The 23,264-nt window shown below is 59.7% G+C and carries 21 protein-coding genes and 1 riboswitch; of the genes, 10 read left to right on the top strand and 11 right to left on the bottom strand.

The window, feature by feature from the left end:
- Positions 1-36: 36 nt before the first annotated feature.
- Positions 37-1,218: a murein transglycosylase A gene (gene mltA, locus AC1Q6D_RS01960; protein ID WP_103402766.1), complete on the top strand. Its 1,182-nt coding sequence runs from the start codon at positions 37-39 to the stop codon at positions 1,216-1,218.
- Between the two features lie 97 nt (positions 1,219-1,315).
- On the opposite strand, the gene AC1Q6D_RS01955 is transcribed toward mltA, so the two are convergent.
- Both AC1Q6D_RS01955 and AC1Q6D_RS01950 read right to left on the bottom strand, forming a co-directional pair.
- Positions 1,316-1,699, bottom strand: coding sequence for an MAPEG family protein (locus tag AC1Q6D_RS01955; RefSeq protein WP_103402767.1), 384 nt, complete (start codon positions 1,697-1,699; stop codon positions 1,316-1,318).
- Positions 1,700-1,750: 51 nt separating this feature from the next.
- Positions 1,751-2,584 carry an EamA family transporter gene (locus tag AC1Q6D_RS01950; RefSeq protein WP_103402768.1) on the bottom strand — a complete coding sequence of 278 codons (834 nt, stop codon included), beginning with the start codon at positions 2,582-2,584 and terminating at the stop codon, positions 1,751-1,753.
- 328 nt (positions 2,585-2,912) lie between these two features.
- Here AC1Q6D_RS01950 and AC1Q6D_RS01945 point away from each other — a divergent pair, with 328 nt between their 5' ends.
- Positions 2,913-4,082, top strand: a complete 1,170-nt coding sequence (locus AC1Q6D_RS01945; RefSeq protein ID WP_103402769.1) for an MFS transporter — start codon at positions 2,913-2,915, stop codon at positions 4,080-4,082.
- Between the two features lie 21 nt (positions 4,083-4,103).
- On the opposite strand, the gene AC1Q6D_RS01940 is transcribed toward AC1Q6D_RS01945, so the two are convergent.
- Complete coding sequence (locus AC1Q6D_RS01940; RefSeq protein ID WP_103402770.1) at positions 4,104-4,991, bottom strand: formate/nitrite transporter family protein; 888 nt, start codon at positions 4,989-4,991, stop codon at positions 4,104-4,106.
- A gap of 172 nt (positions 4,992-5,163) precedes the next feature.
- Positions 5,164-5,571: an acyl-CoA thioesterase gene (locus AC1Q6D_RS01935; protein WP_003229043.1), complete on the bottom strand. Its 408-nt coding sequence runs from the start codon at positions 5,569-5,571 to the stop codon at positions 5,164-5,166.
- Between the two features lie 198 nt (positions 5,572-5,769).
- Positions 5,770-5,872, top strand: a riboswitch (S-adenosyl-L-homocysteine riboswitch).
- 23 nt (positions 5,873-5,895) lie between these two features.
- On the opposite strand from AC1Q6D_RS01935, the gene ahcY reads away from it, so the two are divergent.
- From ahcY to rhlE2, 4 genes are all read left to right on the top strand, one after another.
- Positions 5,896-7,305, top strand: a complete 1,410-nt coding sequence (gene ahcY / locus AC1Q6D_RS01930; RefSeq protein WP_103402771.1) for an adenosylhomocysteinase — start codon at positions 5,896-5,898, stop codon at positions 7,303-7,305.
- Positions 7,306-7,490: 185 nt separating this feature from the next.
- Positions 7,491-8,336, top strand: a complete 846-nt coding sequence (metF, locus tag AC1Q6D_RS01925; RefSeq protein WP_047534440.1) for a methylenetetrahydrofolate reductase [NAD(P)H] — start codon at positions 7,491-7,493, stop codon at positions 8,334-8,336.
- A 193-nt stretch (positions 8,337-8,529) separates the two neighbouring features.
- The gene (locus AC1Q6D_RS01920; RefSeq protein WP_047534442.1) at positions 8,530-9,345 is read left to right on the top strand and encodes a substrate-binding periplasmic protein; all 816 of its coding nucleotides are present in this window, start codon (positions 8,530-8,532) and stop codon (positions 9,343-9,345) included.
- Between the two features lie 223 nt (positions 9,346-9,568).
- Positions 9,569-11,437 (top strand): RNA helicase RhlE2, encoded by a 1,869-nt coding sequence (rhlE2, locus tag AC1Q6D_RS01915; RefSeq protein WP_103402772.1) that lies wholly within the window; start codon positions 9,569-9,571, stop codon positions 11,435-11,437.
- 245 nt (positions 11,438-11,682) lie between these two features.
- Here rhlE2 and AC1Q6D_RS01910 read toward each other — a convergent pair whose 3' ends face one another.
- Both AC1Q6D_RS01910 and AC1Q6D_RS01905 read right to left on the bottom strand, forming a co-directional pair.
- Positions 11,683-12,276: a YceI family protein gene (locus AC1Q6D_RS01910; RefSeq protein WP_103402773.1), complete on the bottom strand. Its 594-nt coding sequence runs from the start codon at positions 12,274-12,276 to the stop codon at positions 11,683-11,685.
- Positions 12,277-12,308: 32 nt separating this feature from the next.
- Entirely contained in the window at positions 12,309-12,860 is a 552-nt protein-coding gene (locus AC1Q6D_RS01905; protein WP_103402774.1) for a cytochrome b, read from the bottom strand.
- A 980-nt stretch (positions 12,861-13,840) separates the two neighbouring features.
- On the opposite strand from AC1Q6D_RS01905, the gene llpB reads away from it, so the two are divergent.
- Complete coding sequence (gene llpB, locus AC1Q6D_RS01900; RefSeq protein ID WP_103402775.1) at positions 13,841-14,341, top strand: lectin-like bacteriocin LlpB; 501 nt, start codon at positions 13,841-13,843, stop codon at positions 14,339-14,341.
- A gap of 404 nt (positions 14,342-14,745) precedes the next feature.
- Here the strand turns inward: llpB and AC1Q6D_RS01895 are convergent, their stop codons facing one another.
- Positions 14,746-16,512 (bottom strand): flavin monoamine oxidase family protein, encoded by a 1,767-nt coding sequence (locus AC1Q6D_RS01895; protein WP_103402776.1) that lies wholly within the window; start codon positions 16,510-16,512, stop codon positions 14,746-14,748.
- 223 nt (positions 16,513-16,735) lie between these two features.
- Between AC1Q6D_RS01895 and AC1Q6D_RS01890 the strand changes: the two genes are divergently transcribed.
- Positions 16,736-18,142, top strand: a complete 1,407-nt coding sequence (locus AC1Q6D_RS01890; protein ID WP_103402777.1) for an adenosylmethionine--8-amino-7-oxononanoate transaminase — start codon at positions 16,736-16,738, stop codon at positions 18,140-18,142.
- Between the two features lie 82 nt (positions 18,143-18,224).
- Positions 18,225-18,944, top strand: a complete 720-nt coding sequence (locus AC1Q6D_RS01885; RefSeq protein ID WP_103402778.1) for a 16S rRNA (uracil(1498)-N(3))-methyltransferase — start codon at positions 18,225-18,227, stop codon at positions 18,942-18,944.
- A gap of 98 nt (positions 18,945-19,042) precedes the next feature.
- On the opposite strand, the gene AC1Q6D_RS01880 is transcribed toward AC1Q6D_RS01885, so the two are convergent.
- The 3 genes from AC1Q6D_RS01880 to AC1Q6D_RS01870 are packed head-to-tail and all read right to left on the bottom strand — an operon-like array spanning position 19,043 to position 21,600.
- The gene (locus AC1Q6D_RS01880; protein ID WP_103402779.1) at positions 19,043-19,945 is read right to left on the bottom strand and encodes a transporter substrate-binding domain-containing protein; all 903 of its coding nucleotides are present in this window, start codon (positions 19,943-19,945) and stop codon (positions 19,043-19,045) included.
- Between the two features lie 32 nt (positions 19,946-19,977).
- The gene (locus tag AC1Q6D_RS01875; RefSeq protein WP_103402780.1) at positions 19,978-20,331 is read right to left on the bottom strand and encodes a RidA family protein; all 354 of its coding nucleotides are present in this window, start codon (positions 20,329-20,331) and stop codon (positions 19,978-19,980) included.
- Between the two features lie 27 nt (positions 20,332-20,358).
- The gene (locus AC1Q6D_RS01870) at positions 20,359-21,600 is read right to left on the bottom strand and encodes a D-amino acid dehydrogenase (RefSeq protein ID WP_103402781.1); all 1,242 of its coding nucleotides are present in this window, start codon (positions 21,598-21,600) and stop codon (positions 20,359-20,361) included.
- Positions 21,601-21,709: 109 nt separating this feature from the next.
- On the opposite strand from AC1Q6D_RS01870, the gene AC1Q6D_RS01865 reads away from it, so the two are divergent.
- Entirely contained in the window at positions 21,710-22,633 is a 924-nt protein-coding gene (locus AC1Q6D_RS01865; RefSeq protein ID WP_103402782.1) for a LysR family transcriptional regulator, read from the top strand.
- 6 nt (positions 22,634-22,639) lie between these two features.
- Here AC1Q6D_RS01865 and trhA read toward each other — a convergent pair whose 3' ends face one another.
- Positions 22,640-23,257: a PAQR family membrane homeostasis protein TrhA gene (gene trhA / locus AC1Q6D_RS01860; protein ID WP_103402783.1), complete on the bottom strand. Its 618-nt coding sequence runs from the start codon at positions 23,255-23,257 to the stop codon at positions 22,640-22,642.
- Between the last annotated feature and the right edge of the window lie 7 nt (positions 23,258-23,264).

Here is a 23,264-nt window from a genome sequence, read left to right as displayed (position 1 = left end):
TGGAGCACTCAGGCAACCGGCAAAGGAAATTACTCCATGAACAGCCGTTTCAAGGCGTGGCGTCACAGCCTGGCCTGGACCCTGCCGATGGTGGCCCTGCTCGCAGGCTGCACCGGTGGTGACAACAAACCGAAAACCCACGCCCTGGCCACCTACTCCAGTGCCACGTGGGAAGCGCTGCCGGCGGTGTCGGATAACGACCTTGTCGCCGGTTTCGGCTCGTGGCGCAGCGCTTGCAACCGACTGAAGGCTGACCCGGTCTGGGGCACGACCTGCACAGCGGCGGCCAACGTCCCGCAGACCGCCAGCGAGATTCGTGGTTTTCTCAAGCAGAACCTTGATGTCTACGGCCTGCGCGCCGCCAACGATAACCCCAACGGCCTGATCACCGGCTACTACGAACCGGTGTACCCCGGCAGCCTGACCCAGACCGCAACGGCGAACATCCCGGTGTATGGCGTGCCTGAAGACATGATCATCGTCGCTCTGGACAGCATTTATCCGGAACTCAAAGGCAAACGCCTGCGGGGCCGGCTCGAAGGTCGCGTGCTCAAACCCTATGACGATGCCGCCACCATCGAGAGCAAGGGGGTCAAGGCACCGGTGGTGGCCTGGCTGACCGACCCGATGAACCTGCAATTCCTGCAAATCCAGGGATCGGGCCGTATCCAGCTCGACAGTGGCCGCCAGTTGCGCATCGCCTATGCCGATCAGAACGGCCACCCGTATCGGCCCATCGGTCGCTGGCTGGTCGAGCAAGGCGAATTGAAGAAAGAAGACGTGACCATGGGTGCGATCAGCACATGGGCCAAGGCGAATCCGACGCGCATTCCGGAACTGCTGGGCAGCAACCCCAGCTACGTGTTTTTCACCCGTAATCCCGACAGCAACGAAGGCCCTCGCGGCTCACTGAACGTACCGCTGACGGCGGGTTACAGCGCAGCGGTGGATCGCAAAGTGATTCCGCTGGGCAGCCTGTTGTGGTTGTCCACCACCAAGCCGGACGGTACGGCGCTGGTTCGCCCCGTGGCGGCACAGGACACCGGCGGCGCGATTGCCGGCGAAGTGCGTGCGGACTTGTTCTGGGGCACGGGCGAGGCCGCCGGGCAATTGGCCGGGGACATGAAGCAGCAGGGGCAGATCTGGATGCTGTGGCCCAAAGGGGCGGCACTGCCACAAGTACCGCAGGTGGCTGATGCAGAAAAAACTAAACCCTGAGACCGGCGCTGCCCGTTAGAAAGCTTTCGCGAGCAGACTCGCTTCCACATTGGAATGCATACCCCTGTGGGAGCGAGCCTGCTGGCGAAGTGGAGATTCAAACAGATACAACAAAAAACGACACAATCAGGCCCATTCCCACCAGCCAGACCAGCGACCGCAAAATCGCCCAGTCCGCCAGATAGCAAATGATATAAAGCAGCCGACTGGTGATGAACAACACCGACAGCACATTGATCGTCACCAGTTCAGCATTGCCGACCAGGTGCGCCACGATCACGGCTGCCGCAAACGCCGGGGTCACTTCGAAACCGTTCAATTGCGCCGCGTGTGCGCGACGACCAAAACCATTGAGCGACTCGAGAAAATCCCGGGGGTCATGGTTGTCTTTCAGGTTGTACCTGCCACTGGCCTTGGCGATACCCGTGCACAGATAGGGCAGGAAAATCGCAATCAAAATGCACCATAGAGCAACCGTCATAGAGCAGTCCTTTCTTCAGGTTATAGACAATCGGGCTCCCTCGCGGGCCGGTCAGAACTTCATGACCAGCATGCCAACCAACACCAGCCCACAGGCTAAGAGCCGAGGTCTGCCAAAAGGTTCTTTCAGATAGCGCATGCCGAACAGCACCACCAGAATCACACTGATCTCGCGCAACGCCGCCGCTTCGGCAATAGAGCCCAACTGCATGGCCCACAGCACCAGAGCGTAGCTGAACAATACGCAGAACCCGACCGCCAGCCCCAATCGCCACTGCTCACGCCAAAACAGCTTGAACGCCGGCCGCTTGCTCACCCAGGCCAGCAACGGAAATGGCCAGGCACTGAGCAACGTCACCCAGACCAGGTAATCCAGCGGATGCGACCAGCGCCGCAGCGCCTGGCCGTCAATGTAGGTGTAGCAACCGATGCACAAGCCGATCAGCGCCACCACCGGCAACATCGACCACGGCAAACGCGCACCGCCGCCGCCCTGCCAAAGCAGGCACAACATGCCGAGCGGGATCAACAGAATCCCGAAAACCTGCTGATCCGACAGCGACTCGCCGGCAAAGATCAGGGTCAGCGCCAGCACCACCAGCGGCGACAAGCCTCGCATCAGGGGATAGACCAACCCCAGGTCGCCGACCCGGTAGGCCTGGATCAGCAAGTAGCGATAGAGCAACTCGAACGCCGCCGATGCCAGGATCCACGGCCAGATGTCCAGCGGCGGTAACGCCACGAATGGCAGCATGATGGCGACAAAGAGCAACGCCACGCTGTCCATGCAGGCCACCACCAGCAGCCGTTCGGCGCTGAATTTGATCAGGGTATTCCACGCCGCGTGCAACAGCGCCGCTACCAACACCAGTGCTGTTGCAAGCACGGCACACTCCTTTTGTTGAACCCCAACCTGTTGGAGCGAGCCTGCTCGCGAAACGCGTGAAGGCAACGCAGCCAGCCAGTGACTACGCGTCTTCGTTGACGTCCTTCGCGACGGTGCGACGATTCGACAGGCTCGCTCCTACCGTATTCGGGCGGATAATTGATTCGCCATAGGTCAGCGGCTGTTTATACTGCAAGCGACCACGCCGCACTCAGTTGCGCACAGACTAATTCCAATAAAATCTGCCCCTGCCCGCTCTCGTCGAGAACGGACGTTGGCACGCGTATGCCTGATCACAGCGTCAAGACTACCGACAGAGACCTTGCGCATGCCACTCGCTTTGCTGGCCCTCGCTGTTGCCGCGTTCGGCATCGGCACCACCGAATTCGTCATCATGGGGCTGTTGCCCGACGTCGCCCGCGATCTGGCCGTGAGCATTCCTCATGCCGGATTGCTGATCACCGGCTATGCACTGGGCGTAGTGTTCGGTGCGCCAATCCTCGCCGTCGGCACGGCGAACATGCCGCGCAAGGCCACGCTGCTGGGCATGACGCTGATGTTCATTCTGGGCAACATGCTTTGCGCGCTGGCGCCGAACTACGCCACGCTGATGGCGGCGCGAGTGATTACGGCGCTCTGTCACGGTGCATTCTTCGGCATTGGCTCAGTGGTGGCCGCCGGACTGGTGGCGCCGAACAAACGGGCCCAGGCGATTGCCATGATGTTCACCGGCCTGACCCTGGCCAACGTGCTCGGCGTGCCGCTGGGCACGGCGCTCGGTCAATATGCCGGCTGGCGATCGACCTTCTGGGCGGTGTCGGTGATCGGCGTGATCGCCGCGATTGCTCAGTGGGTGTGGCTGCCAAAGCACATCGCCATGGACAAAGCCAACCTGGCCAGCGAATTCAAGGTATTGGGCAAAACCAACGTGCTGCTGGCGCTGGGCATGAGCGTGTTGGCATCAACCAGCCTGTTCAGCGTGTTCACCTACATTGCGCCGATCCTGCAGGACATCACCGGCGTCAGCCCCCACGGCGTGACCATCATGCTGCTGTTGTTCGGCGTAGGATTGACCGCCGGCAGCATGCTCGGCGGGCGCCTGGCCGACAGCCGCCTGCTGCCGTCACTGGTCGGCATGGCGCTGGCCGTGGTGGTGGTATTGGCTGCATTCAGCCAGACCAGCCACTCGGTGATCCCGGCCGCCATCACGCTGGTGCTGTGGGGAATCTTTGCCTTCGCCCTGTGCCCGATCCTGCAATTGCTGATCATCGACCAGGCCCATGAGGCACCAAACCTGGGCTCGACCCTGAATCAGAGCGCATTCAATCTCGGCAACGCAGCGGGCGCCTGGATCGGCGGCCTGGTGGTGGCCAGCGGTGCCGACCTGGCCGACCTGCCCTGGACGGGCGCGCTGGTCAGCGGCTTGACCGTACTGACAGCGCTGTATTTCATCTATCTGCAACGGCGCGATACCGCCGCCGTCAACGTAACCGGCTAAACCAACGCCTTGCGGGGCTGATCACTTTTCGAGCTCATGCGGATCGGACTTCCGGTCTCGGTCCGCCGCTTCCTTTGGTGCATCACCTTCGCTACGAATTTGCGCATGACTGATCAGCGCGAAGATGAAGCTGCCACCGATGATATTCCCCGCCAGCGTCGGCCCGGCGAACACCAGCCAGAAATCCTTCCACGGCAATTCACCAGCGAACACCAGGTAGGAAACCTCGGCCGAACCGACCACGATGTGGGTGAAATCCCCCAGCGCCATGAGGTAGGTGATGAGGATGATGATCCACATCTTGGCGCTCTCCATGGATGGAATCATCCAGACCATGGTGGCGATCATCCAGCCGGAGACGATGCCCTTGGCGAACATCTGGCCGGAATCGTTCTCCATGACCTTGCGCCCGATGTCGAGAAAGGCCAAATCGGTTTTGCTGTCGAAGATCGGCAGCTTCAGCATGACGTAGGCCACCAGCAAGGTGCCGCACAGATTGCCGACCAGCACCACCGTCCACAGCCTGAGCAAGCGACCGAAGTTGGCCAGCGTGGGCTTGCTCATGATCGGCAATACGGCGGTCAGGGTGTTTTCCGTGAACAACTGTTGACGGGCGAGGATCACCGCGAGAAAACCCGCGCAGTAACCGAAACTGGCAATCACCTTGAAGCCTTCACCCTCTGGCAGCCGGGAATTGAGCAAGCCCATGCCCATCAGGGAAAGGCCCATGGTCAGGCCGGCGGCCAGCGCCGACCACCACAGCGCGGCGATGCTGCGCTCAAGCTCCTGATCGCCCTGGGTGCGGATGATTTCGTGCAGCACCGCCGCGCGCGGTGGCTGGTTTTTTTCGACCTCGTGCTGTTCTTTCGCCGAGAGGTCGGGGGTCTTGCCGTCTGTTGGCGTGATCATGACGTGGTCACCGTGGGGGGCTTTTAGCTACGACCCCCGTGGCTCACGGCTGTTCAGTAGGCGGGTAAATCTTCGGTGACGGCACAACCGCTTTCGCGAGCAAGCTCGATCCCACAGGTGCAACGCGCGCCTTGTGGGAGCGAGCCCGCTCGCGATGAAGCCAACGCCGATGTCACTTCGTAACCAATTCATCTTCCTTGAACTGGTCTTTGACGTACTTGATCTCGGTGCGGCCGTGGGGCGCCGGCAGACCGTCTTCACCGAGGTTCACAAACACCATTTTTTCAACGGTGAGGATGCTTTTGCGGGTGATCTTGTTGCGCACTTCACAGGTCAGGGTAATCGAGGTGCGACCGAATTCGGTGGCGGTGATGCCCAGTTCAATGATGTCGCCCTGGCGCGAGGCGCTGACGAAGTTGATTTCCGAAATGTACTTGGTGACGACGCGCTGGTTGCCCAACTGGACGATGGCGTAAATCGCCGCCTCTTCGTCGATCCAGCGCAACAGGCTACCGCCGAACAGGGTGCCATTGGGGTTGAGGTCTTCTGGTTTAACCCATTTGCGGGTGTGGAAATTCATATTCACTCCTGAGCGTCTTGCCGAATGATGGGCGCTATCTTGGCAGACCCCGGGCTAGAGCTCTATTAACCATCGACTATGGTCTCGATTACCGTTCGGACATTGACCAACAGAAAGACTTTGGAAGATCAGCATAGCCCGCTATAATCGCCCCCGTTTCAAAACGGTAACCTCAACCTGGTACCGTTTTCCCGCCACCTGTCCGAGGGGCGCTGCAGCAGGTTCAACCTGTCAGGCTCGGATGGGGCGTTGCTTGGCTGTCATCGGCCAGACACTAAACGCACAACGGCGCCCATTCGCATACATTACGAATGGAGGCTCTTCATGAGCGCTGCTATCACGCCTGCAGATTTTACCGATTACAAAGTGGCCGACATGTCCCTGGCAGCCTGGGGCCGTCGCGAAACCATCATCGCCGAATCCGAAATGCCAGCCCTGATGGGTCTGCGCCGCAAGTACTCCGAAGAGCAACCGCTCAAGGGCGCGAAGATCCTCGGCTGCATCCACATGACCATTCAGACTGCCGTGCTGATCGAAACCCTGGTTGCCCTGGGTGCCGAAGTACGCTGGTCGTCCTGCAACATTTTCTCGACTCAAGACCAGGCCGCTGCGTCCATCGCCGCTGCCGGCATTCCGGTTTTCGCCTGGAAAGGCGAAACCGAAGAAGAGTACGAGTGGTGCCTGGAGCAAACCATCCTCAAGGATGGCGCGCCTTGGGATGCCAACATGATCCTCGACGACGGCGGCGACCTGACCGAGCTGCTGCACAAGAAATATCCGCAGGTTCTGGATCGCGTCCACGGCGTGACCGAAGAAACCACCACCGGCGTACACCGCCTGCTGGACATGCTGGCCAAGGGCGAGCTGAAAATCCCGGCCATCAACGTCAACGACTCGGTCACCAAGAGCAAGAACGACAACAAGTACGGCTGCCGTCACAGCCTGAACGATGCGATCAAGCGCGGTACCGACCACCTGCTGTCCGGCAAGCAAGCGCTGGTCATCGGTTACGGTGACGTGGGCAAGGGCTCGGCTCAGTCCCTGCGTCAGGAAGGCATGATCGTTAAAGTGTCCGAAGTCGACCCGATCTGCGCCATGCAAGCCTGCATGGACGGTTTCGAAGTGGTTTCGCCGTTCATCGACGGGATCAACAACGGCACCGAAGCCAGCATCGACAAGGCACTGCTGGGCAAGATCGACCTGATCGTGACCACCACCGGCAACGTTAATGTTTGCGACTCGAACATGCTCAAAGCCCTGAAGAAGCGTGCTGTTGTCTGCAACATCGGCCACTTCGACAACGAAATCGACACCGCTTTCATGCGCAAGAACTGGGCATGGGAAGAAGTGAAGCCACAGGTACACAAGATCCACCGTACCGGTCCTGGCGCATTCGATGCCCAGAACGACGACTACCTGATCCTGCTGGCCGAAGGCCGTCTGGTTAACCTGGGCAACGCCACTGGCCACCCAAGCCGCATCATGGACGGTTCGTTCGCCAACCAGGTTCTGGCTCAGATCTTCCTGTTCGGTCAAAAGTACGCCGACCTGTCGCCAGCCCAGAAAGCCGAGCGCCTGACCGTTGAAGTACTGCCGAAGAAACTCGACGAAGAAGTGGCCCTGGAAATGGTCCGTGGCTTCGGCGGCGTGGTGACTCAACTGACCAAGACCCAGGCCGACTACATCGGCGTGACCGTCGAAGGTCCGTTCAAGCCACACGCTTATCGCTACTGACAGCAGCTGCAAGTGGCAAGCTTCAAGCGGCAAGTAAAAGCGGTTCGTTTACTTGAGGTTTGAGGCTTGTTGCTCGCTTCTTCATCGCTATTACGCAGCCGTTAGTTGCGGGTTTCAACGACGAGAGTCGGCGCTACGCCCTCTTGTAGCTTGCAACTTGCAGCTTGCAGCTGGAGGCCCCCTCCATGTCCCAAGACCGTCGCTACAGCTTCGAGTTCTTCCCTACGAAGACCGACGCTGGGCATGAAAAGCTGCTCGCCACTGCCCGCCAGTTGGCAACCTATAACCCCGATTTCTTCTCCTGCACCTACGGCGCTGGCGGTTCGACCCGTGATCGCACCCTCAACACCGTGTTGCAGCTCGAAAGCGAAGTCAAAGTACCTGCCGCGCCGCACCTGTCTTGCGTGGGCGACAGCAAGGATGACTTGCGCGGCCTGTTGAGCCAGTACAAGGCTGCCGGCATCAAACGTATCGTTGCCCTGCGTGGTGACCTGCCTTCGGGCATGGGCATGGCCAGCGGCGAATTGCGCCATGCCAATGACCTGGTTGAATTCATTCGTGAAGAGACCGGTGATCACTTCCACATCGAAGTGGCCGCTTACCCGGAGATGCACCCGCAAGCGCGCAATTTCGAAGACGATATCGCCAACTTCGTCCGCAAGGCCAAAGCCGGCGCCGACAGCGCAATCACCCAGTACTTCTTCAACGCCGACAGCTACTTCTATTTTGTCGAGCGTGTACGGGCACTGGGCGTGAACATCCCCATCGTGCCGGGGATCATGCCGATCACCAACTACAGCAAACTCGCACGCTTCTCCGACGCCTGCGGTGCGGAAATTCCGCGCTGGATCCGCAAGCAACTGGAAGCCTACGGCGATGACACCCAGAGCATTCAACGCTTTGGTGAGCAAGTCATCACCGAGATGTGCGAACGCCTGCTGCAAGGTGGTGCGCCAGGGCTGCACTTCTACACACTGAATCAGGCCGAAGCGAGCCTGGCGGTGTGGAACAATCTGAAGTTGCCGCGCTAAAAGCGATCAAAGCAAGACCAAAAGATCGCCGCCCGCAAAGGCGCCTGCATGGAAACCGACGTTTCTGCAGGCACCTTCGCAGGCGGCGATTTTTTGCTTTTCACAGCACATTTGTTGATGCGCAACACATGGAGATAGAGCTTCTGGATCCAGTTTCTGGCTCTTTCCCGTTTCTCGTCGTAATCTCAAACCTATGCCTTTGATCACACAGTTATTCGCCGTGCTTGTTTTCACTTGCCTGAGCTTTGCCGCCCGGGGCGAGAAATTGCGCATTGTCACGGAACCCTGGGCTCCTTACGTCTATGAGGAGAACGGTAAATCCCTGGGGCTGGACTACGAAACCACGGCAATCGTCTTCAAGCGCCTGGGTATCGAAGTCGAGTGGCAATTCCTGCCGTGGAAACGCTGCCTGTCGATGCTTGAAACCGGCCAGGCCGATGGCGCGCTGGACATTTTCCACAGCGATGAACGCGACGCGACCCTGCTCTACCCCAGCGAACCGCTCTCCGAAGTGCAGTTCGTGATGTTCTACGCCAACGAACGACCGCACCCCTTTCGCACGCTCGACGAACTGCGCGGCCTGACCATCGGCACCTCACCGGGCTACCTGTACAGCCAGGACTTCAGGGAATCGACACTGTTCACCCGTGAACCGGCGCCGAGTCATGAAGCCAACTTCGGCAAACTGGTGCGCGGGCGCATCGACCTGCTGATCACCGATCGCCGGGTCGGCCAGCACCTGCTCGACGAACTGCACATCCGCGACCAAATCACCGAAAACCCGACCGTCATCAGCCAACAGAGCCAATTCCTGGCAGTGCGACGCAATGCTGGCATGGACTTGCTGGTGCAACGCTTCGGCGCTGAACTCAAGCGCTTCAAGCGTGAGCCGGCCTACGCAGAGCTAAGCGCCCGATACGGTGCCGACCCGGCCACCGTGGTGAACCCGCCGGGCCCCACCGCCACTACGGCAAAAACCGTTGAGCAGCAGGAAAGCGGCGCGCAGTGATTGCTCTGTTATACTCCGGCCTTCCCGCCAGGCTCACGCCCGGACGCTCGGAATCGTTCAAGGCATCTCGACCCCGCTACAGCGCAGCTTTGCGGCCCGCGCGAGCGCTCCTGACGAGCTTTCGAAACCCAGTAGGACCGGACGGGATTGCGTTCCTCTTAAACGCCATTCGCGCCAGGCAAGACTCCCATTGGGCCAAGCCCTAACTAAAACAGGATTACTCATGTCCTTTGCTTCCCTCGGTCTCTCCGAGGCTTTAGTCCGCGCCATCGAGGCAGCGGGCTATACCGAGCCTACTCCGGTGCAACAGCGGGCCATTCCCGCCGTGTTGCAAGGTCGCGACCTGATGGTCGCGGCACAGACAGGTACGGGTAAAACCGGCGGTTTCGCCCTTCCGATCCTGGAGCGGTTGTTCCCCAACGGTCATCCGGACAAATCCCAGCGTCATGGCCCGCGTCAACCGCGCGTACTGGTCCTGACCCCGACTCGCGAGCTCGCCGCGCAAGTGCACGAAAGTTTCAAGGTCTACGCACGTGACCTGAAATTCGTCAGCGCCTGCATCTTCGGCGGCGTCGGCATGAACCCGCAGGTTCAGGCCATGTCCCGCGGTGTAGACGTACTGGTGGCCTGCCCTGGCCGCCTGCTCGACCTCGCCGGCCAAGGCAGCGTCGATCTGTCCCACGTGGAAATCCTCGTGCTGGACGAAGCCGACCGCATGCTCGACATGGGCTTCGTCCACGACGTGAAAAAGGTCCTGGCCCGCCTGCCGGCCAAGCGGCAGAACCTGCTGTTCTCGGCAACCTTCTCCAAGGACATCACCGACCTCGCCGGCAAGTTGCTGCATAACCCGGAACGCATCGAAGTCACGCCGCCGAACACCACGGTCGAGCGCATCGAGCAACGCGTGTTCCGCCTGCCGGCCAACCACAAACGCTCGCTGCTGGCGCATTTGATCACCGCAGGCGCCTGGGAACAGGTGCTGGTGTTCACCCGCACCAAGCACGGCGCCAACCGCCTGGCCGAGTACCTGGACAAACACGGCCTGAGTGCCGTCGCGATCCACGGCAACAAGAGCCAGAACGCCCGTACCAAAGCCCTGGCCGACTTCAAGGCCGGTGACGTACGCATCCTGGTCGCCACCGACATCGCCGCCCGCGGCCTGGACATCGACCAATTGCCACACGTGGTCAACTTCGAACTGCCGAACGTCGACGAAGACTACGTGCACCGTATCGGCCGGACTGGCCGTGCCGGTCGTTCGGGTGAAGCGATCTCGCTGGTGGCACCGGACGAAGAGAAGCTGCTCAAAAGCATCGAACGCATGACCAAGCAGAAAATCGCCGACGGCGATCTGATGGGCTTCGATTCGAGCGCCGTGGAAGCCGAGAAGCCTGAAGTTCGCGAGCGTCCGGATGTGCGTAACCCGCGCAATCCACGTGGCCCGCGCGGCGATGGCCCGAACGGCGGCGGTGGCGGCCGCAAGGACAAGGGCAAGGACAAAGGCAAGGAAAAACCAGCGGCCTCCGGTCGCGGCGAGCGCCCGGCCCGTGAGCAAAAGCCACGCGAAGGCACGCCGGCCCGCGAACAGCGCCAGCCAAGCCAGCCGCCACGTGCCGCTGCTGATCGTGCCCCGGACGAGTTCCTGGACGACGATATCGATAACTTCGGTAACCGCGTCGACTACGTGCCACAGCAGAAGCCGGCCCAGGGCCGTGGCCGCCGTCCGGGTGCTCCGGCACAAGGCACGGCAGCCGGTTCGGGCGCACCACGTGGCGGCAAGCCACAAGGTCGCCAGAACGGTCCGCGCAGCAGCGATGGCGCCAGCACCGGCACGCCACCGGCCAAACGCAGCGGCCCACGCAATGGTGCACCTCGTGACGGCCAGGCCCGTCGCGAAGACTCGCGCAACCGCCGTCCGGCCCGCGACGACCAGCCTCGTTCGGAGCCGGCCGTGCAGAACCCGCGTGGCCCGGCGCCGAAGATCATGCACAAGGAGTCGAAGGCTGATCGCTTCCCGACACCTGAGCAACTGGATCAACTGCCAAGCCGTCCTCGCGGAGAAAAACCGGCATTGCTGACCCGCAATCGCTGATTTATCGCCGAAATAAAAATGCCCCGACTCGAAAGAGCCGGGGCAATTTTTATGGGACAAAAACAATCCCTGTGGAAGCGGGCTTGCCCGCGATGGTCGTGAACGATAACGCGTTAAACCAGATGCCCAGCGGCGCCTATGGGTTTTTCGCGAGCAGGCTCGCTCCCACAGGGATGTGTGCCCGGCAATAAAAAACGCCCGTGCTCTGAAAAGCAGCGGGCGTTTTTTGTGTCAGGGGCGAAAAATTATTTCGCTTTCACACCTTCAAAGGTGACGTACAGCTCAACGGCGTCGGACTGTGGACCCAGGTCCATCATCTTGCCGAAATCAGAGCGTTTGATGCTGGTAGTGCCTTCGAAGCCGGCACGGTAGCCGCCCCATGGATCCTTGCCTTCACCCAGGAAAGTGGCCTTGACCACGACTGGCTTGGTCACGCCAGCAATCGTCAGGTCGCCGGTCACGTCAGCAGTGGCTTTACCGTCGGCATTTTTGCCGGTGGATTTAACGCTGGTGGACTTGAACGTAGCCTTGGGGAAATCAGCCACTTTCAGGAAGTCTTTGCTGGAGATGTGCTTGTCGCGCTCAGCGTTGTTGGTGAAGACGCTGGCGGTGTTCACGTTGAACTCGATCTTGCTGTCTTCAGGCTTGGCAGCGTCAAAGCTGAACGTACCGTCGATGTCCTTGAAAGTACCGGTGATGTAGCTGTAACCCAAGTGGCTGATCTTGAAGTCAACGAAGGCGTGCTGGCCTTGTTTATCGACAACGTAGTCAGCGGCCATGACGTTGGCGGACAGCAGGGCGGAACCGATTGCCAGAGCGGCGAGAGTCTTTTTCAACATGCTTGGTTTTCCTTAATAGTCGAGGTTGAATTTCAGGCTTTGCGACCCAGCATTCGCTTGAGGGTCACATCACGATCGATAAAGTGGTGTTTCAAAGCTGCCAACGCATGGAGGCCGGAAAAAATGACCAGCGCCCATGCCAGGTAGAGGTGAATCGCACCGGCGTTATCTGCCTGGTCCGGAAGTCCGGAAACCAGTGCAGGCACTTCAAACCAGTCAAACACCGGAATCCCGACACCTTCTGCGGTGGAAATCAGGTAACCGGCAATCATCACGGCAAACAGGCAGACATACAGAAAGGCATGGCCCAACTTGGCGCCCAGACGCGTCATAGGGCTGTAGCTGCTCAACGTCGGCGGTGGCGGGCTGATGAAACGCCACAACACACGCAACACCATGAACGCCAGCAATATCAGCCCGATGCTCTTGTGGATGTCCGGCCCGGCTTTACGCCAAGGGTCGTAATAACCCAGATCGACCATCCACAGACCCAGGGCGAACAGGCCGAATACCGCCAGCGCTCCCCCCCAGTGCAGGAAGATGCTGACCCAGCCATAGCGAGAAGTGGAATTACGTAGCTGCATTGCCTAGATCCCTGTAAGTGCTGGCCCAAGACTATCGAGTTATCTATCGAATTAAAGCGGAAAATTTTGCTTTGAAATATCGAGAAATACGATCAAGAGTGTGAAATCGCCGAGTTAAGAAAAGATTAAAGGCCAAATTGTCAGTAAAAGTGAATACAAATCTGAGAACACCTGTACTGAACGATTTATTCGATTTCTGCTTACGGTTTTTCCTCAAGCAAAGCACGGGGCCCTGGGGCCCAATGCCGATCAGTTAGACGAAAGCGCGTTATCGTTAATGACTGTCGCGAGCAAGCTCGCGCCTGCGGTGGCTCGCATTCTCTTGACTGATCGGCGTGAACCTGTGGAGAGGAGTGATCACTCCCGCTGGATAGCACGGCTTACCCGTTTCCCTAATTGTGGTAGACCTGACGTATCTCTAGGCATACAGGATCGTAAGGGTTCATCTGACATTTGAAGTCCGATTCATAACCATGTCCTTTGGGGAAAAAAATGGCCGTTTGCACAGCCAGAAAGGGCCATCAATAAAACGGTCAGTGCGAGTGCTTTCATGGGACCTCCAGGTTTTGAAGATCCTGGGGTTCAAGAGCAGCCGCCTTCTATCATTTCGCTCTGATTCGATTGTGGGACGCATCTGACACATCGTTGAGGCGTGTAGGACCGCGTAGTTGAAAGCGGAATTTATGGCAAAAAAAAGCGCGACCCATGGGCCGCGCTTTTTTACACCTGAAGGTTACTGAGCCTTCGCCTCCGTTGCCGGAGCCGGGGTGGCTGCCGGTTTGGCCGCTCGTTTCTTCGCCGGAGCTTTCTTGGCCGGCTCGGCCCTTACCGATCCAGAGCACACACGACTGCCGACGTATCCTTTTTTGTTTCGCGCCAACCACGGTGATTTTTTGGCCAAGCGATAAATATGTATAGCCTTTTCCGAATTTCAACCTGATTCAATGAGAACTCAACTATTCATTAGATCAGGAAAAAACATGGCTACTACACAATTTCAAGCAAGTGGTTCTCCGGTGCTGCCTCCCTATCAATCGATGTTGCCAGGGCAATATCTAATGTCTCCAAACAGTCGATTTCGATTGGTATTGCAAGCTGATGGAAATTTAGTCATCACGGATAATGGCGCTGTAGTCTGGATTGCAGATGCTAATCAAGCTTATAGCAGAACCTTGTATCAGAAAAAAATGCGTGAGCCTCTGCGTTTTGTGATCAGCAACAATGGTTTTCTTTATGACCCGTCCAGAAGGCGTACATGGATTGCTGAAAGCACCCACAGCATTGATAAATCGCTTTGGAACAACGCTTGTATGGCTATTCAAGATGACGGAAATCTAGTCATTTACGATAGGCGAAACGGTAACCTGTGCTGGGCACGCTACGGATTCGTCCCTGGTCGAATCCCAAAACCGAAGCCGATTAATATTTTATTTGAAGATATAGTAATTAAAACCTGGACTTTCTCGTTAAGCCCCATCTAATTATGATAAAAATTTTAGATACCTAAGGACCTTTAATGGCAGGGGGTGGCTGTAAGCAATCTGGTTTGTACGGATCAATCTGGCATTTATGGGTCAGTTCAAGGTTACTCCCTTGAATAGTCAGGCGACCATCTACACAACCAAAAAGCGCAACGAAAATTGTTATTGCCAATAATACTTTCATATACCCCCCAAGATTTTCGAAGAGAATATATCTTAATATCTTGCACTATCTATAATTTATTTCTGATTATTTTGTGGGAAGGCTCTGATATATCACTGAAGCGTGTAGGACCGAGATTGTGGAATGCAAAATCCTGCGCGAAAACAGGACGTCTCTTTCGCTTAATAAATGAGCAAAAAAAAGCGCGACCCATGGGCCGCGCTTTTTTTACACCTGAAGGTTACTGAGCCTTCGCCTCCGTTGCCGGAGCCGGGGTGGCTGCCGGTTTGGCCGCTGGCTTCTTAGCCGGTTCGGCTTTCTTGACCGGTGCCTTGGCCGGGGCTTTTTTCGCCTCGGTCTTGGCCGCCGGTTTCTTCGCCGGAGCTTTCTTGGCCGGCTCGGCTTTCACCGGTGTTGCAGGCTTCGCTGCTTCGACCGGGGCTGGCGCAGCGACCGGCGCAGGAGCAGGAGCAGGAGCCGGTGGCGCGACAGGCTCAGGGGCCTTGACCGGTGCCGGTTTCTTCTCATCATCCGAGCCACCAAACAGATTGGTGAAGAAGTTGCCTTTCTTCGCCGCCACCGCGCCAGCACCTGCTGCCGCAGCCGCCACCGGAAGCACTTTCTCCGGCTCAAACGACTTGCCCGCCGCCAGGTCTTCTACCTGGCTGGCTGCACGCTGACCGGTGCGCAATGCGCCTTCCAGGGTGCCAGGGTACAAGGTGTCGGTGTGTTCGCCGGCAAAGGCTACACGCTGGACCGGACGTTCCCACAGGCGCCAGAACTTGCTGATCTGGCCGGGACCGAACGCCAGGTAAGCGCCGCCCATCGATGGGTCGGTGCTGTAGCGACGGATTTCATAACCGGTAAACGCACCACGGGCCTGTGGGTAAAACGCATGCAGGCGAATCAGCACCTGATCGACCATTTGCTTGTCGCCGAACGCCTGCATCACCCGGGCGTTGTCGCCGGACAGGTTGATCACCACGTTGGCACCGCCCTTCAAGGCCGGCTCGACCCACAACATGCCCAGACCGGTGTTGCTGTAGATCTCGCCGGACATGCGCGCCTTGCTTTCCCACACAGGCGTCTTGAACTTGAGCATGATCTGGTCGCGCCAACCGTAGTTAGTGCCTTTGATCGCCGCCTGATGCTGGGCGTCCAGCGCCGGGGTCATCTGAATCTTGTTCAGGGCGCGCAATGGCACGGCCAGCACGACGTAGTCAGCTTGATAGCCGACACTGCCGACCTTGACGGTGACGCTGTCCTTTTCCTGGGTGATGGCCGAGACCGGGGAGTTGGTCTTGATGATTTTCAGCTGCTTGACCAAGGCCTGGGCCAGCACCGGGCTGCCCCCGACCAGACGCGAAGCGCGCAGGTCACGGTCCGACACGCCACGATAAACACGGCTCTGCTGCGCGTAGTACAGCAGCGACAGGCGCGAAGGTTCGTCGTAGCGAGTACGAATTTGCTGGTTGATCAACTGGCGCGCGGTGGCCGGCAGGTTTTGCTTGTCGAGCCAGCTGGACACGTTGATCTGATCCAGGGCGTGCAACGTGTTGGTGGCGGCCGGGTTCTGCGGGTCGTCGATCGAACGCGCCAGGTCGTCCACGGTCTTTTCGTAGCGCTTGAGTGCGTCGGCGGTGGCCGGCTCCTTGGTCGCCAGGTCGGCAGCGCTGTAATACACGCCGTCGATCAGATAGCCCGGGGTACGCACAAACTCAGGCGCTGGTGTGGTGCTCAGCTTGAAGGTCGAGACGTACTTGTTCAAAACCGGCTGGGTCTTATCGTTGCCGATCCACTCGCTGGTGGCCATGCCGGAGCGACCGCCCAGGCTCGGTTTGGCTTCCAGCAGCGTGACCTGCCAGCCCTTGTTCTGCAGTTCGTAAGCCGCCGTGAGGCCCGAAACCCCACCGCCGATCACGATCGCGGTTTTATCCTTGGCCAGCGCAGACACGCTGAACAGCCCCAACATCACCAGCGCACAGGCGCGCAGCCAACCGACAGACATTCAGCGAACTCCGGAAATACACGAAAAAATAGCGGTTTTTGCGAGCCAGTCGGCTCAAGAACCGCGAAGGATACGTCAGCCGCCAGACGCCTGCCAGCAGCGTCTGATCGCCCTATACAAAGTAGCTCAATCGACACAATGGGTTGTCCCCACGCGATCCATTGCATAGGCTTGCGCGATTGTAGGTCCGCGCTTGTCACGGACCGCCTCCAGGAGAGTGAAAATGGGCCTGAATAAACAGTGGATGGAACGCGATCTCGCGGTGTTGTGGCATCCCTGCACCCAGATGAAAGATCACGAACAACTGCCACTGATCCCGATCAAGCGCGGCGAAGGCGTCTGGCTGGAAGACTTCGAAGGCAAACGCTACCTCGATGCCGTCAGCTCCTGGTGGGTCAATGTGTTCGGCCATGCCAACCCGCGCATCAACCAGCGCATCAAGGATCAGGTCGATCAACTCGAACACGTGATCCTCGCCGGTTTCAGCCATCAGCCCGTGATCGAGCTGTCCGAGCGCCTGGTGAAGATGACGCCGGAAGGCCTGACGCGATGCTTCTACGCCGATAACGGGTCGTCCTGCATCGAAGTGGCGCTGAAGATGAGCTTTCATTACTGGCTCAACCGCGGTCAGCCGAACAAGAAGCGCTTCGTGACCCTGACCAACAGCTACCACGGCGAAACCATGGCGGCGATGTCGGTGGGCGACGTGCCGCTGTTCACCGAAACGTACAAAGCCCTGCTGCTCGACACCATCAAGGTGCCAAGCCCGGATTGCTACCTGCGCCCCGAAGGCATGAGCTGGGAAGAACACTCGCGCACCATGTTCGCCGCCATGGAACAGACCCTGGCCGAGAACCACGACACGGTCGCGGCAGTGATTGTCGAGCCGCTGATCCAGGGTGCCGGCGGCATGCGCATGTACCACCCGGTGTACCTCAAGCTGCTGCGCGAAGCTTGCGACCGCTATGGCGTACACCTGATCCATGACGAAATCGCCGTCGGCTTCGGTCGCACCGGCACCATGTTCGCCTGCGAACAGGCCGGCATCCGCCCGGATTTCCTCTGCCTGTCCAAGGCCCTGACCGGTGGTTATCTGCCGCTGGCCGCCTGCCTGACCACCGAAGACGTCTATAGCGCCTTCTACGACGACTACCCTACCCTTCGCGCCTTCCTGCACTCGCACAGCTACACCGGCAACCCGCTGGCCTGTGCGGCGGCGCTGGCAACGCTGGATATCTTCGAAGAAGACAACGTCATCGAGAACAACAAGGCCCTGGCGCGGCGCATGGCCTCCTCCACCGCGCACCTGGTGGATCACCCTAACGTCAGCGAAGTGCGCCAGACCGGCATGGTCCTGGCCATCGAAATGGTCAAGGACAAGGCCAGCAAAGAGGCCTATCCGTGGCAGGAGCGCCGTGGCCTGAAGGTGTTCCAGCATGCGCTGGAGCGCGGTGCTTTACTTCGACCTCTGGGCAGCGTGGTGTATTTCCTGCCGCCGTACGTGGTCACGCCGGAGCAGATCGACTTTCTGGCCGAAGTGGCCAGCGAAGGCATCGACATCGCGACTCGCGACAGCGTCAGTGTTTCGGTGCCGAAGGACTTCCATCCGGGGTTCCGTGATCCGGGCTGACCGTCACTGCACGACCCTGTGGCGTGGGAGCAAGCGCCCTCGCCCCAAAAGCGACTCCGATCGAATTTAGTAGAGACCCCCAATGAGACTGTCCCGTTTCTTTATCGACGCCCCCCTGAGTACCGGCGAACACGAATTGCCCGAAGCCCAGGCCCATTACATCAGCCGCGTATTGCGCATGGCCGAGGGCGATCTGCTGCAACTGTTCGATGGCTCGGGCCAGGAGTTCCGCGCCACTCTGGTTGAGGTCGGCAAGAAGCGTGTCGTGGTTCAGATCGACGAGCAGTTCGCCGGCCAGGTCGAATCGCCACTGCAGATCCATCTCGGTCAGGGCCTGTCCCGTGGCGAGCGCATGGACTGGGCAATCCAGAAAGCCACTGAATTGGGTGTCAGCGAAATCACCCCGATCTTCAGCGAGCGCTGCGAAGTCCGGCTCAAGGACGAGCGCGCCGACAAACGCCTGCTGCACTGGCGCCAGGTCGCGATCAGCGCCTGCGAGCAATGCGGGCGCTCACGGGTGCCGGTGATTCATCCGCCGGTGCTGTTGGCCGATTGGTTGAAGCAGACTCAGGCTGAATTGAAGCTGGTGCTGCACCCGGTGGCCGAACCACTGATCAGTCATGCCAAGCCTGCGACGCTGGCCTTTCTGATCGGCCCGGAAGGCGGGTTATCGGATGCGGAAGTGGATCAGGCCAAGGGCGCTGGTTTTCATGCAGCCCGGCTGGGGCCTCGGGTATTGCGTACAGAGACCGCGCCGGTGGTTGCCTTGGCGGTGGCCCAGCAGCTTTGGGGCGATTTCTAGGCCCCTGTCGCGAGCAGGCTCCCACAGTTCAAATGCGTTCCACTGTGGGAGCCTGCTCGCGATGGCCGCGACGCGGTCTACGGGAACAGCACCGATCACTATTGCACCGGATCGCTCACCGGCCTGGCAATGATCGCCTTGAGTTCGCTGGTCATCGGAAACTCAAGGTTCAAACCCTTCGGCGGAATCGGCTGTTCGAACCAGCGCTGGTAAATGCCGTTGATTTCCCCCGAACTGTACAGATCCCCCAGTGCGCCGTTGACCAGGGCCAGGAACTGCGGGTCGTCCTTGCGCACCATGCAGCTGTAGATTTCCCGCGATTGTTCCTCTCCCACCACCACCCACTTGTGTGGGTCATGGGCCTTGGCGCGCTCGCCGTAGAGAAGCGCATCGTCCATATAGAAAGCGGCGGCACGACCCGATTGCAGCATCTGAAAGGCTTCGCCGTGGTCCTTGGCGCTGATCACGAACATGTCGATCTTGTGGTCGACGTTGTAGCTCTTCAGGAAGCGCTCGTTGGTCGTACCGGCAGTCGTCACCACGTTCTTGCCACGCAAGTCGGCGAAGCTTTTGATACCGCTGTCCCTGGCGGTCAGCAATTGGCCTTTTACATAGATGAAGCCATAGGAAAACGCCACTTGCTTCTGCCGCTCGGCGGTCACGCCCGTGGAGCCACACTCCAGGTCCACGGTACCGTTCTGCACCAGAGGAATGCGTGTTTGCGAGGTCACCAGGTTGTAATTCACCTTCAGGTCCGGCAGCGCCAGTTGCTGCTGGATACGCTCGACAATCTTGCCCGCCAGATCCACCGAATAGCCCATCGGTTTGCCGGTTTGATCACCCACGTATGAGAACGGCACTGACGCATCGCGATAGCCCAGGGTAATGCTCTTGGCGTTGGCGATCTTGCTCAGGGTGCCGGTCAGTGGGGCCTCGTTGGCCTGGACCTGACTCGTGAGCAACAGTCCGAGGGTGCAGCCGAGCAACGTGATTTTTTGCATTGTTATTCTCCGTTGTGGGTGTTGGATGAGGGTCATTTCAAACGAGCGGCGATGACAGTGATTTCCACCAGCACCTGCGGTCTCGCCAGCTCGGCCTGCACGGTCGTGCGGCTCGGGGCCTGCCCTGGCGATAGCCAGTTCGACCAGACCTCATTCATGGCGGCAAAATCGTCGGTGATATTTTTCAGGTAAATGGTCGCGCTGAGCATTTGATCCTTGTGGCTGCCGGCTTCGGCCAGCAACGCATCAATCCTGGCCAGCACTTCGCGGGTCTGACCGCCCACGTCCGAGGCTTCACCCGGCACTTGGCCAGAGAGAAATACCAGATCGCCAAACGTCACGGCGCCAGACAACCTCGGGTTGCTGTGGAGTCGGGTAATGGTCATTGCAGTGTCCTCTTGGCAAATAAAAGATCAGGCGGCCCGGTGGTTGAAACCGTGCATATCGATGGAGGGCCGGCGCTGGCCGATCAGTTCACTGAGCAACCGCCCACTGCCACAGGCCAGGGTGAAACCCAACGCGCCATGACCGATGTTGAGCCACAGGTTGCGGTAGGCCGTGGCGCCCAGCAGCGGCACGCCGCTCGGCGTGGCCGGGCGCATCCCGGCCCATTCGGTGGCCGCGTCATAGGCCCCGGCATTGGGGAAGGTGTCACGGGCCTGACGCTTGATCAGCGCCAGTCGCTTGGGGTCTATAGCAGGATCAAAGCCAACGATGTCGACCATCGCAGCCACCCGCAACTGCTCGCCGATCCGTGCGTATACGATCTTGCGGTCATAGTCGGTGATGCTCACATCCGGGGCCTGGTGGTCGGGGCCGATGGGCACCGTCAGGCTGTAGCCCTTGAGCGGGTACAACGGCAATTGCAGACCGGGCAATGCCAACAGCGGACTGCGGTGGCCGGCGGCGATCACCAATTGATCGACCGGCAACACTTGCTCGCCCAGATCGATGGCGCTGACGCTGCCGTTGGCGTGGCGAATGCCGGTCACCGCTTGCCCTAGGCGTAACTCGCAACGCCCGGACGCTTGCAACCGTGTAGCCAAGAGCCGGCAGAAAGCATGGCAATCGCCCACTTCTTCGTCCGGCGTATAAATCGCACCGACAAAGGGTGCATCGGCCAGGGCCGGCTCAAGTTGAGCGCACTCGGCCGCCGACAGCACCTGTTGCTGCTGAGGGTCGGCCAGCCGCTGGCACGCATGCTCGAAGCTGGCGCGCTCCCGGAAGGTCACCAGTTTGCCGTTGCGCCGCCATTGGAAGCCTGCCAGCCCATCGTCTTCGCGCCATGCCTTCAATGTGCCTTGACTGAACAGCGCCAGCCGCAGCAAGTGTGCGGCGTTCTCACGGTTGACCGAGCGGCGGCAAGCGCCGAGAAAAGACGCCATCCAGCGCCACTGCGCAGCGTCGAACCGCGGGCGCAGCTTCAAGGGGGAATCGCCGCGCAGCATCCAGCCAATGGCTTGCAACGGCACACCGGCGTCAGCCAAAGGTGCGACGTAGCGATAGGAGAGTTGCCCACCATTGGCGAAACTGGTTTCGCTGCCCAACGCGTCCCGCGCCTCGATGACGGTGACCTCAAAGCCGTCGCGCACCAGCGCATAGGCCGTTGCCAGACCGATCACGCCGCCGCCGATGATGCACACACGCTGAGCCATGTCCGTCCTTAAAACCGTTGTGATGACGAAGCCGAGGTTAGGTCCAGGTGACAGGCGGCGAACAATGAATAAAGATGCTTAACCCATAAACAAAGGTTATGGACTCGCCATGCGCCTCCGTCACATCGAGATTTTCCAGGCCATCCGCCAAACCGGATCGATCAGCGCCGCCGCGCAATTGCTGCACGTCTCGCAACCGGCGGTGACCAAGGTGCTGCAGCACGCCGAGCAGCAGTTGGGGTTCCCGTTGTTCTTGCGGGTTCGCGGCAAGTTGCAAGCGACGCCCGAAGCGCTGGAGCTGGAGCGCGAGGTCGACAAGGTCAGTGAAAGCTTGCAAGGCGTGCGGCGCCTGGCCCAGAGCCTGCGTCGCGAACCGGGCCACAGCCTGCGGATCGGCGCCACGCCGGCGCTGGCCCTGTCGTTGTTGCCGCCGGCCATTCACGAGTGGACCGCACGCTACCCGGACATCGCCTGCGAATTGTCCAGCGCCCATAGCCGTGAGCTGGTGCAGAACCTGCTGATGCGGGAAGTGGATGTCGCCCTGACGCTGCAAAGACCGGATCATCCGGGGCTCAAGGCCCAAGCCTTGGCGGGCGGTGTATTGGTAGTGCTGGCACCGGCGGGTTACTGGCCATCGGCGCAGGCCGGCATGCCATTGTCATTGATGGCCCTGGCCGATGCGCCGCTGATTGGCTTGTCCAGTGCCGACCCGCTGGCCGCCCGGCTCGACACCTACCTCGAAGCGGTCGAACCGCCGCCGCGGGTACGCATCGCGGTGCAGACCTATTCGCTGGCCCGGGCGATGGTGGAGTCCGGTGCCGGGCTGGCGGTGATCGATCCGTTCACGGCCCTGGGCGCCTCCCCCGCCACAACGACTATTCGCCCTCTCGCGCCACCGCTGCCCATCACCCTGTACGCGGTGACCCGCGCCACGGAACCGCCGCCCCACACTTTGAGCGACCTGTTGCAGGTGTTCAGTCGACAGGCCCAGGCACAACTCGATCGCATTGCTGGTCTTGCACCGGACCTGTAGGAGCGATCACAGGACATAAAAGAAAATCGCCACGAAGTGCAGCAGGCTCCCGGCAATCACGAACAGATGCCAGATCCCGTGGGCATGGCGCAGGCGATGATCGAGGGCAAAAAAGATAATGCCCACGGTGTACAACACCCCGCCCGAGGCCAACCACGCAAACCCGGCGACACCCAGTGCCGCCAGCAATGGCTTGACCGCCACCAGCACGATCCAGCCCATCACCGCGTAAATCACGATCGACAGAATCCGCGCTTCCGAGCGCGGCTTGATCTCCTGCAAAATGCCGATCAGCGCCAGCCCCCAGACAATCCCGAACAACGTCCAGCCCCAGGGCCCGCGCAAGGTCACCAGGCAAAACGGCGTATAGCTGCCGGCGATCAGCAGGTAGATCGAAAAGTGATCGACCTTCTGCATGATCACTTTCTTGCGCCCGCGCACGCTGTGGTACACGGTCGACGCGCTGTACAACACCAGCAAGGTGAAGGCGTAGATCGCCATGCTGACAATCTTCCACGGACTGCCGTCCAGACTGGCGACGACGATCAGCCAGACACCCCCGACAAACGCCGCCACCGCCCCAATCAGATGCGTCCAGGCATTGAGTCTTTCCCCGTGATACATCGGTCAT

This window comes from Pseudomonas sp. MT92 (assembly GCF_058792515.1).
This window is presented reverse-complemented; position numbering and strand designations above follow the sequence as displayed.

Excerpts from the sequence above, each read along its gene's own strand:
- mltA (WP_103402766.1), top strand. The coding sequence starts at position 37 with ATGAACAGCCGTTTCAAGGCGTGGCGTCACAGCCTGGCCTGGACCCTG.
- AC1Q6D_RS01955 (WP_103402767.1), bottom strand. The coding sequence starts at position 1,699 with ATGACGGTTGCTCTATGGTGCATTTTGATTGCGATTTTCCTGCCCTAT.
- AC1Q6D_RS01945 (WP_103402769.1), top strand. The coding sequence starts at position 2,913 with ATGCCACTCGCTTTGCTGGCCCTCGCTGTTGCCGCGTTCGGCATCGGC.
- AC1Q6D_RS01940 (WP_103402770.1), bottom strand. The coding sequence starts at position 4,991 with ATGATCACGCCAACAGACGGCAAGACCCCCGACCTCTCGGCGAAAGAA.
- AC1Q6D_RS01935 (WP_003229043.1), bottom strand. The coding sequence starts at position 5,571 with ATGAATTTCCACACCCGCAAATGGGTTAAACCAGAAGACCTCAACCCC.
- ahcY (WP_103402771.1), top strand. The coding sequence starts at position 5,896 with ATGAGCGCTGCTATCACGCCTGCAGATTTTACCGATTACAAAGTGGCC.
- metF (WP_047534440.1), top strand. The coding sequence starts at position 7,491 with ATGTCCCAAGACCGTCGCTACAGCTTCGAGTTCTTCCCTACGAAGACC.
- AC1Q6D_RS01920 (WP_047534442.1), top strand. The coding sequence starts at position 8,530 with ATGCCTTTGATCACACAGTTATTCGCCGTGCTTGTTTTCACTTGCCTG.
- rhlE2 (WP_103402772.1), top strand. The coding sequence starts at position 9,569 with ATGTCCTTTGCTTCCCTCGGTCTCTCCGAGGCTTTAGTCCGCGCCATC.
- AC1Q6D_RS01910 (WP_103402773.1), bottom strand. The coding sequence starts at position 12,276 with ATGTTGAAAAAGACTCTCGCCGCTCTGGCAATCGGTTCCGCCCTGCTG.
- AC1Q6D_RS01905 (WP_103402774.1), bottom strand. The coding sequence starts at position 12,860 with ATGCAGCTACGTAATTCCACTTCTCGCTATGGCTGGGTCAGCATCTTC.
- llpB (WP_103402775.1), top strand. The coding sequence starts at position 13,841 with ATGGCTACTACACAATTTCAAGCAAGTGGTTCTCCGGTGCTGCCTCCC.
- AC1Q6D_RS01895 (WP_103402776.1), bottom strand. The coding sequence starts at position 16,512 with ATGTCTGTCGGTTGGCTGCGCGCCTGTGCGCTGGTGATGTTGGGGCTG.
- AC1Q6D_RS01890 (WP_103402777.1), top strand. The coding sequence starts at position 16,736 with ATGGGCCTGAATAAACAGTGGATGGAACGCGATCTCGCGGTGTTGTGG.
- AC1Q6D_RS01885 (WP_103402778.1), top strand. The coding sequence starts at position 18,225 with ATGAGACTGTCCCGTTTCTTTATCGACGCCCCCCTGAGTACCGGCGAA.
- AC1Q6D_RS01880 (WP_103402779.1), bottom strand. The coding sequence starts at position 19,945 with ATGCAAAAAATCACGTTGCTCGGCTGCACCCTCGGACTGTTGCTCACG.
- AC1Q6D_RS01875 (WP_103402780.1), bottom strand. The coding sequence starts at position 20,331 with ATGACCATTACCCGACTCCACAGCAACCCGAGGTTGTCTGGCGCCGTG.
- AC1Q6D_RS01870 (WP_103402781.1), bottom strand. The coding sequence starts at position 21,600 with ATGGCTCAGCGTGTGTGCATCATCGGCGGCGGCGTGATCGGTCTGGCA.
- AC1Q6D_RS01865 (WP_103402782.1), top strand. The coding sequence starts at position 21,710 with ATGCGCCTCCGTCACATCGAGATTTTCCAGGCCATCCGCCAAACCGGA.
- trhA (WP_103402783.1), bottom strand. The coding sequence starts at position 23,257 with ATGTATCACGGGGAAAGACTCAATGCCTGGACGCATCTGATTGGGGCG.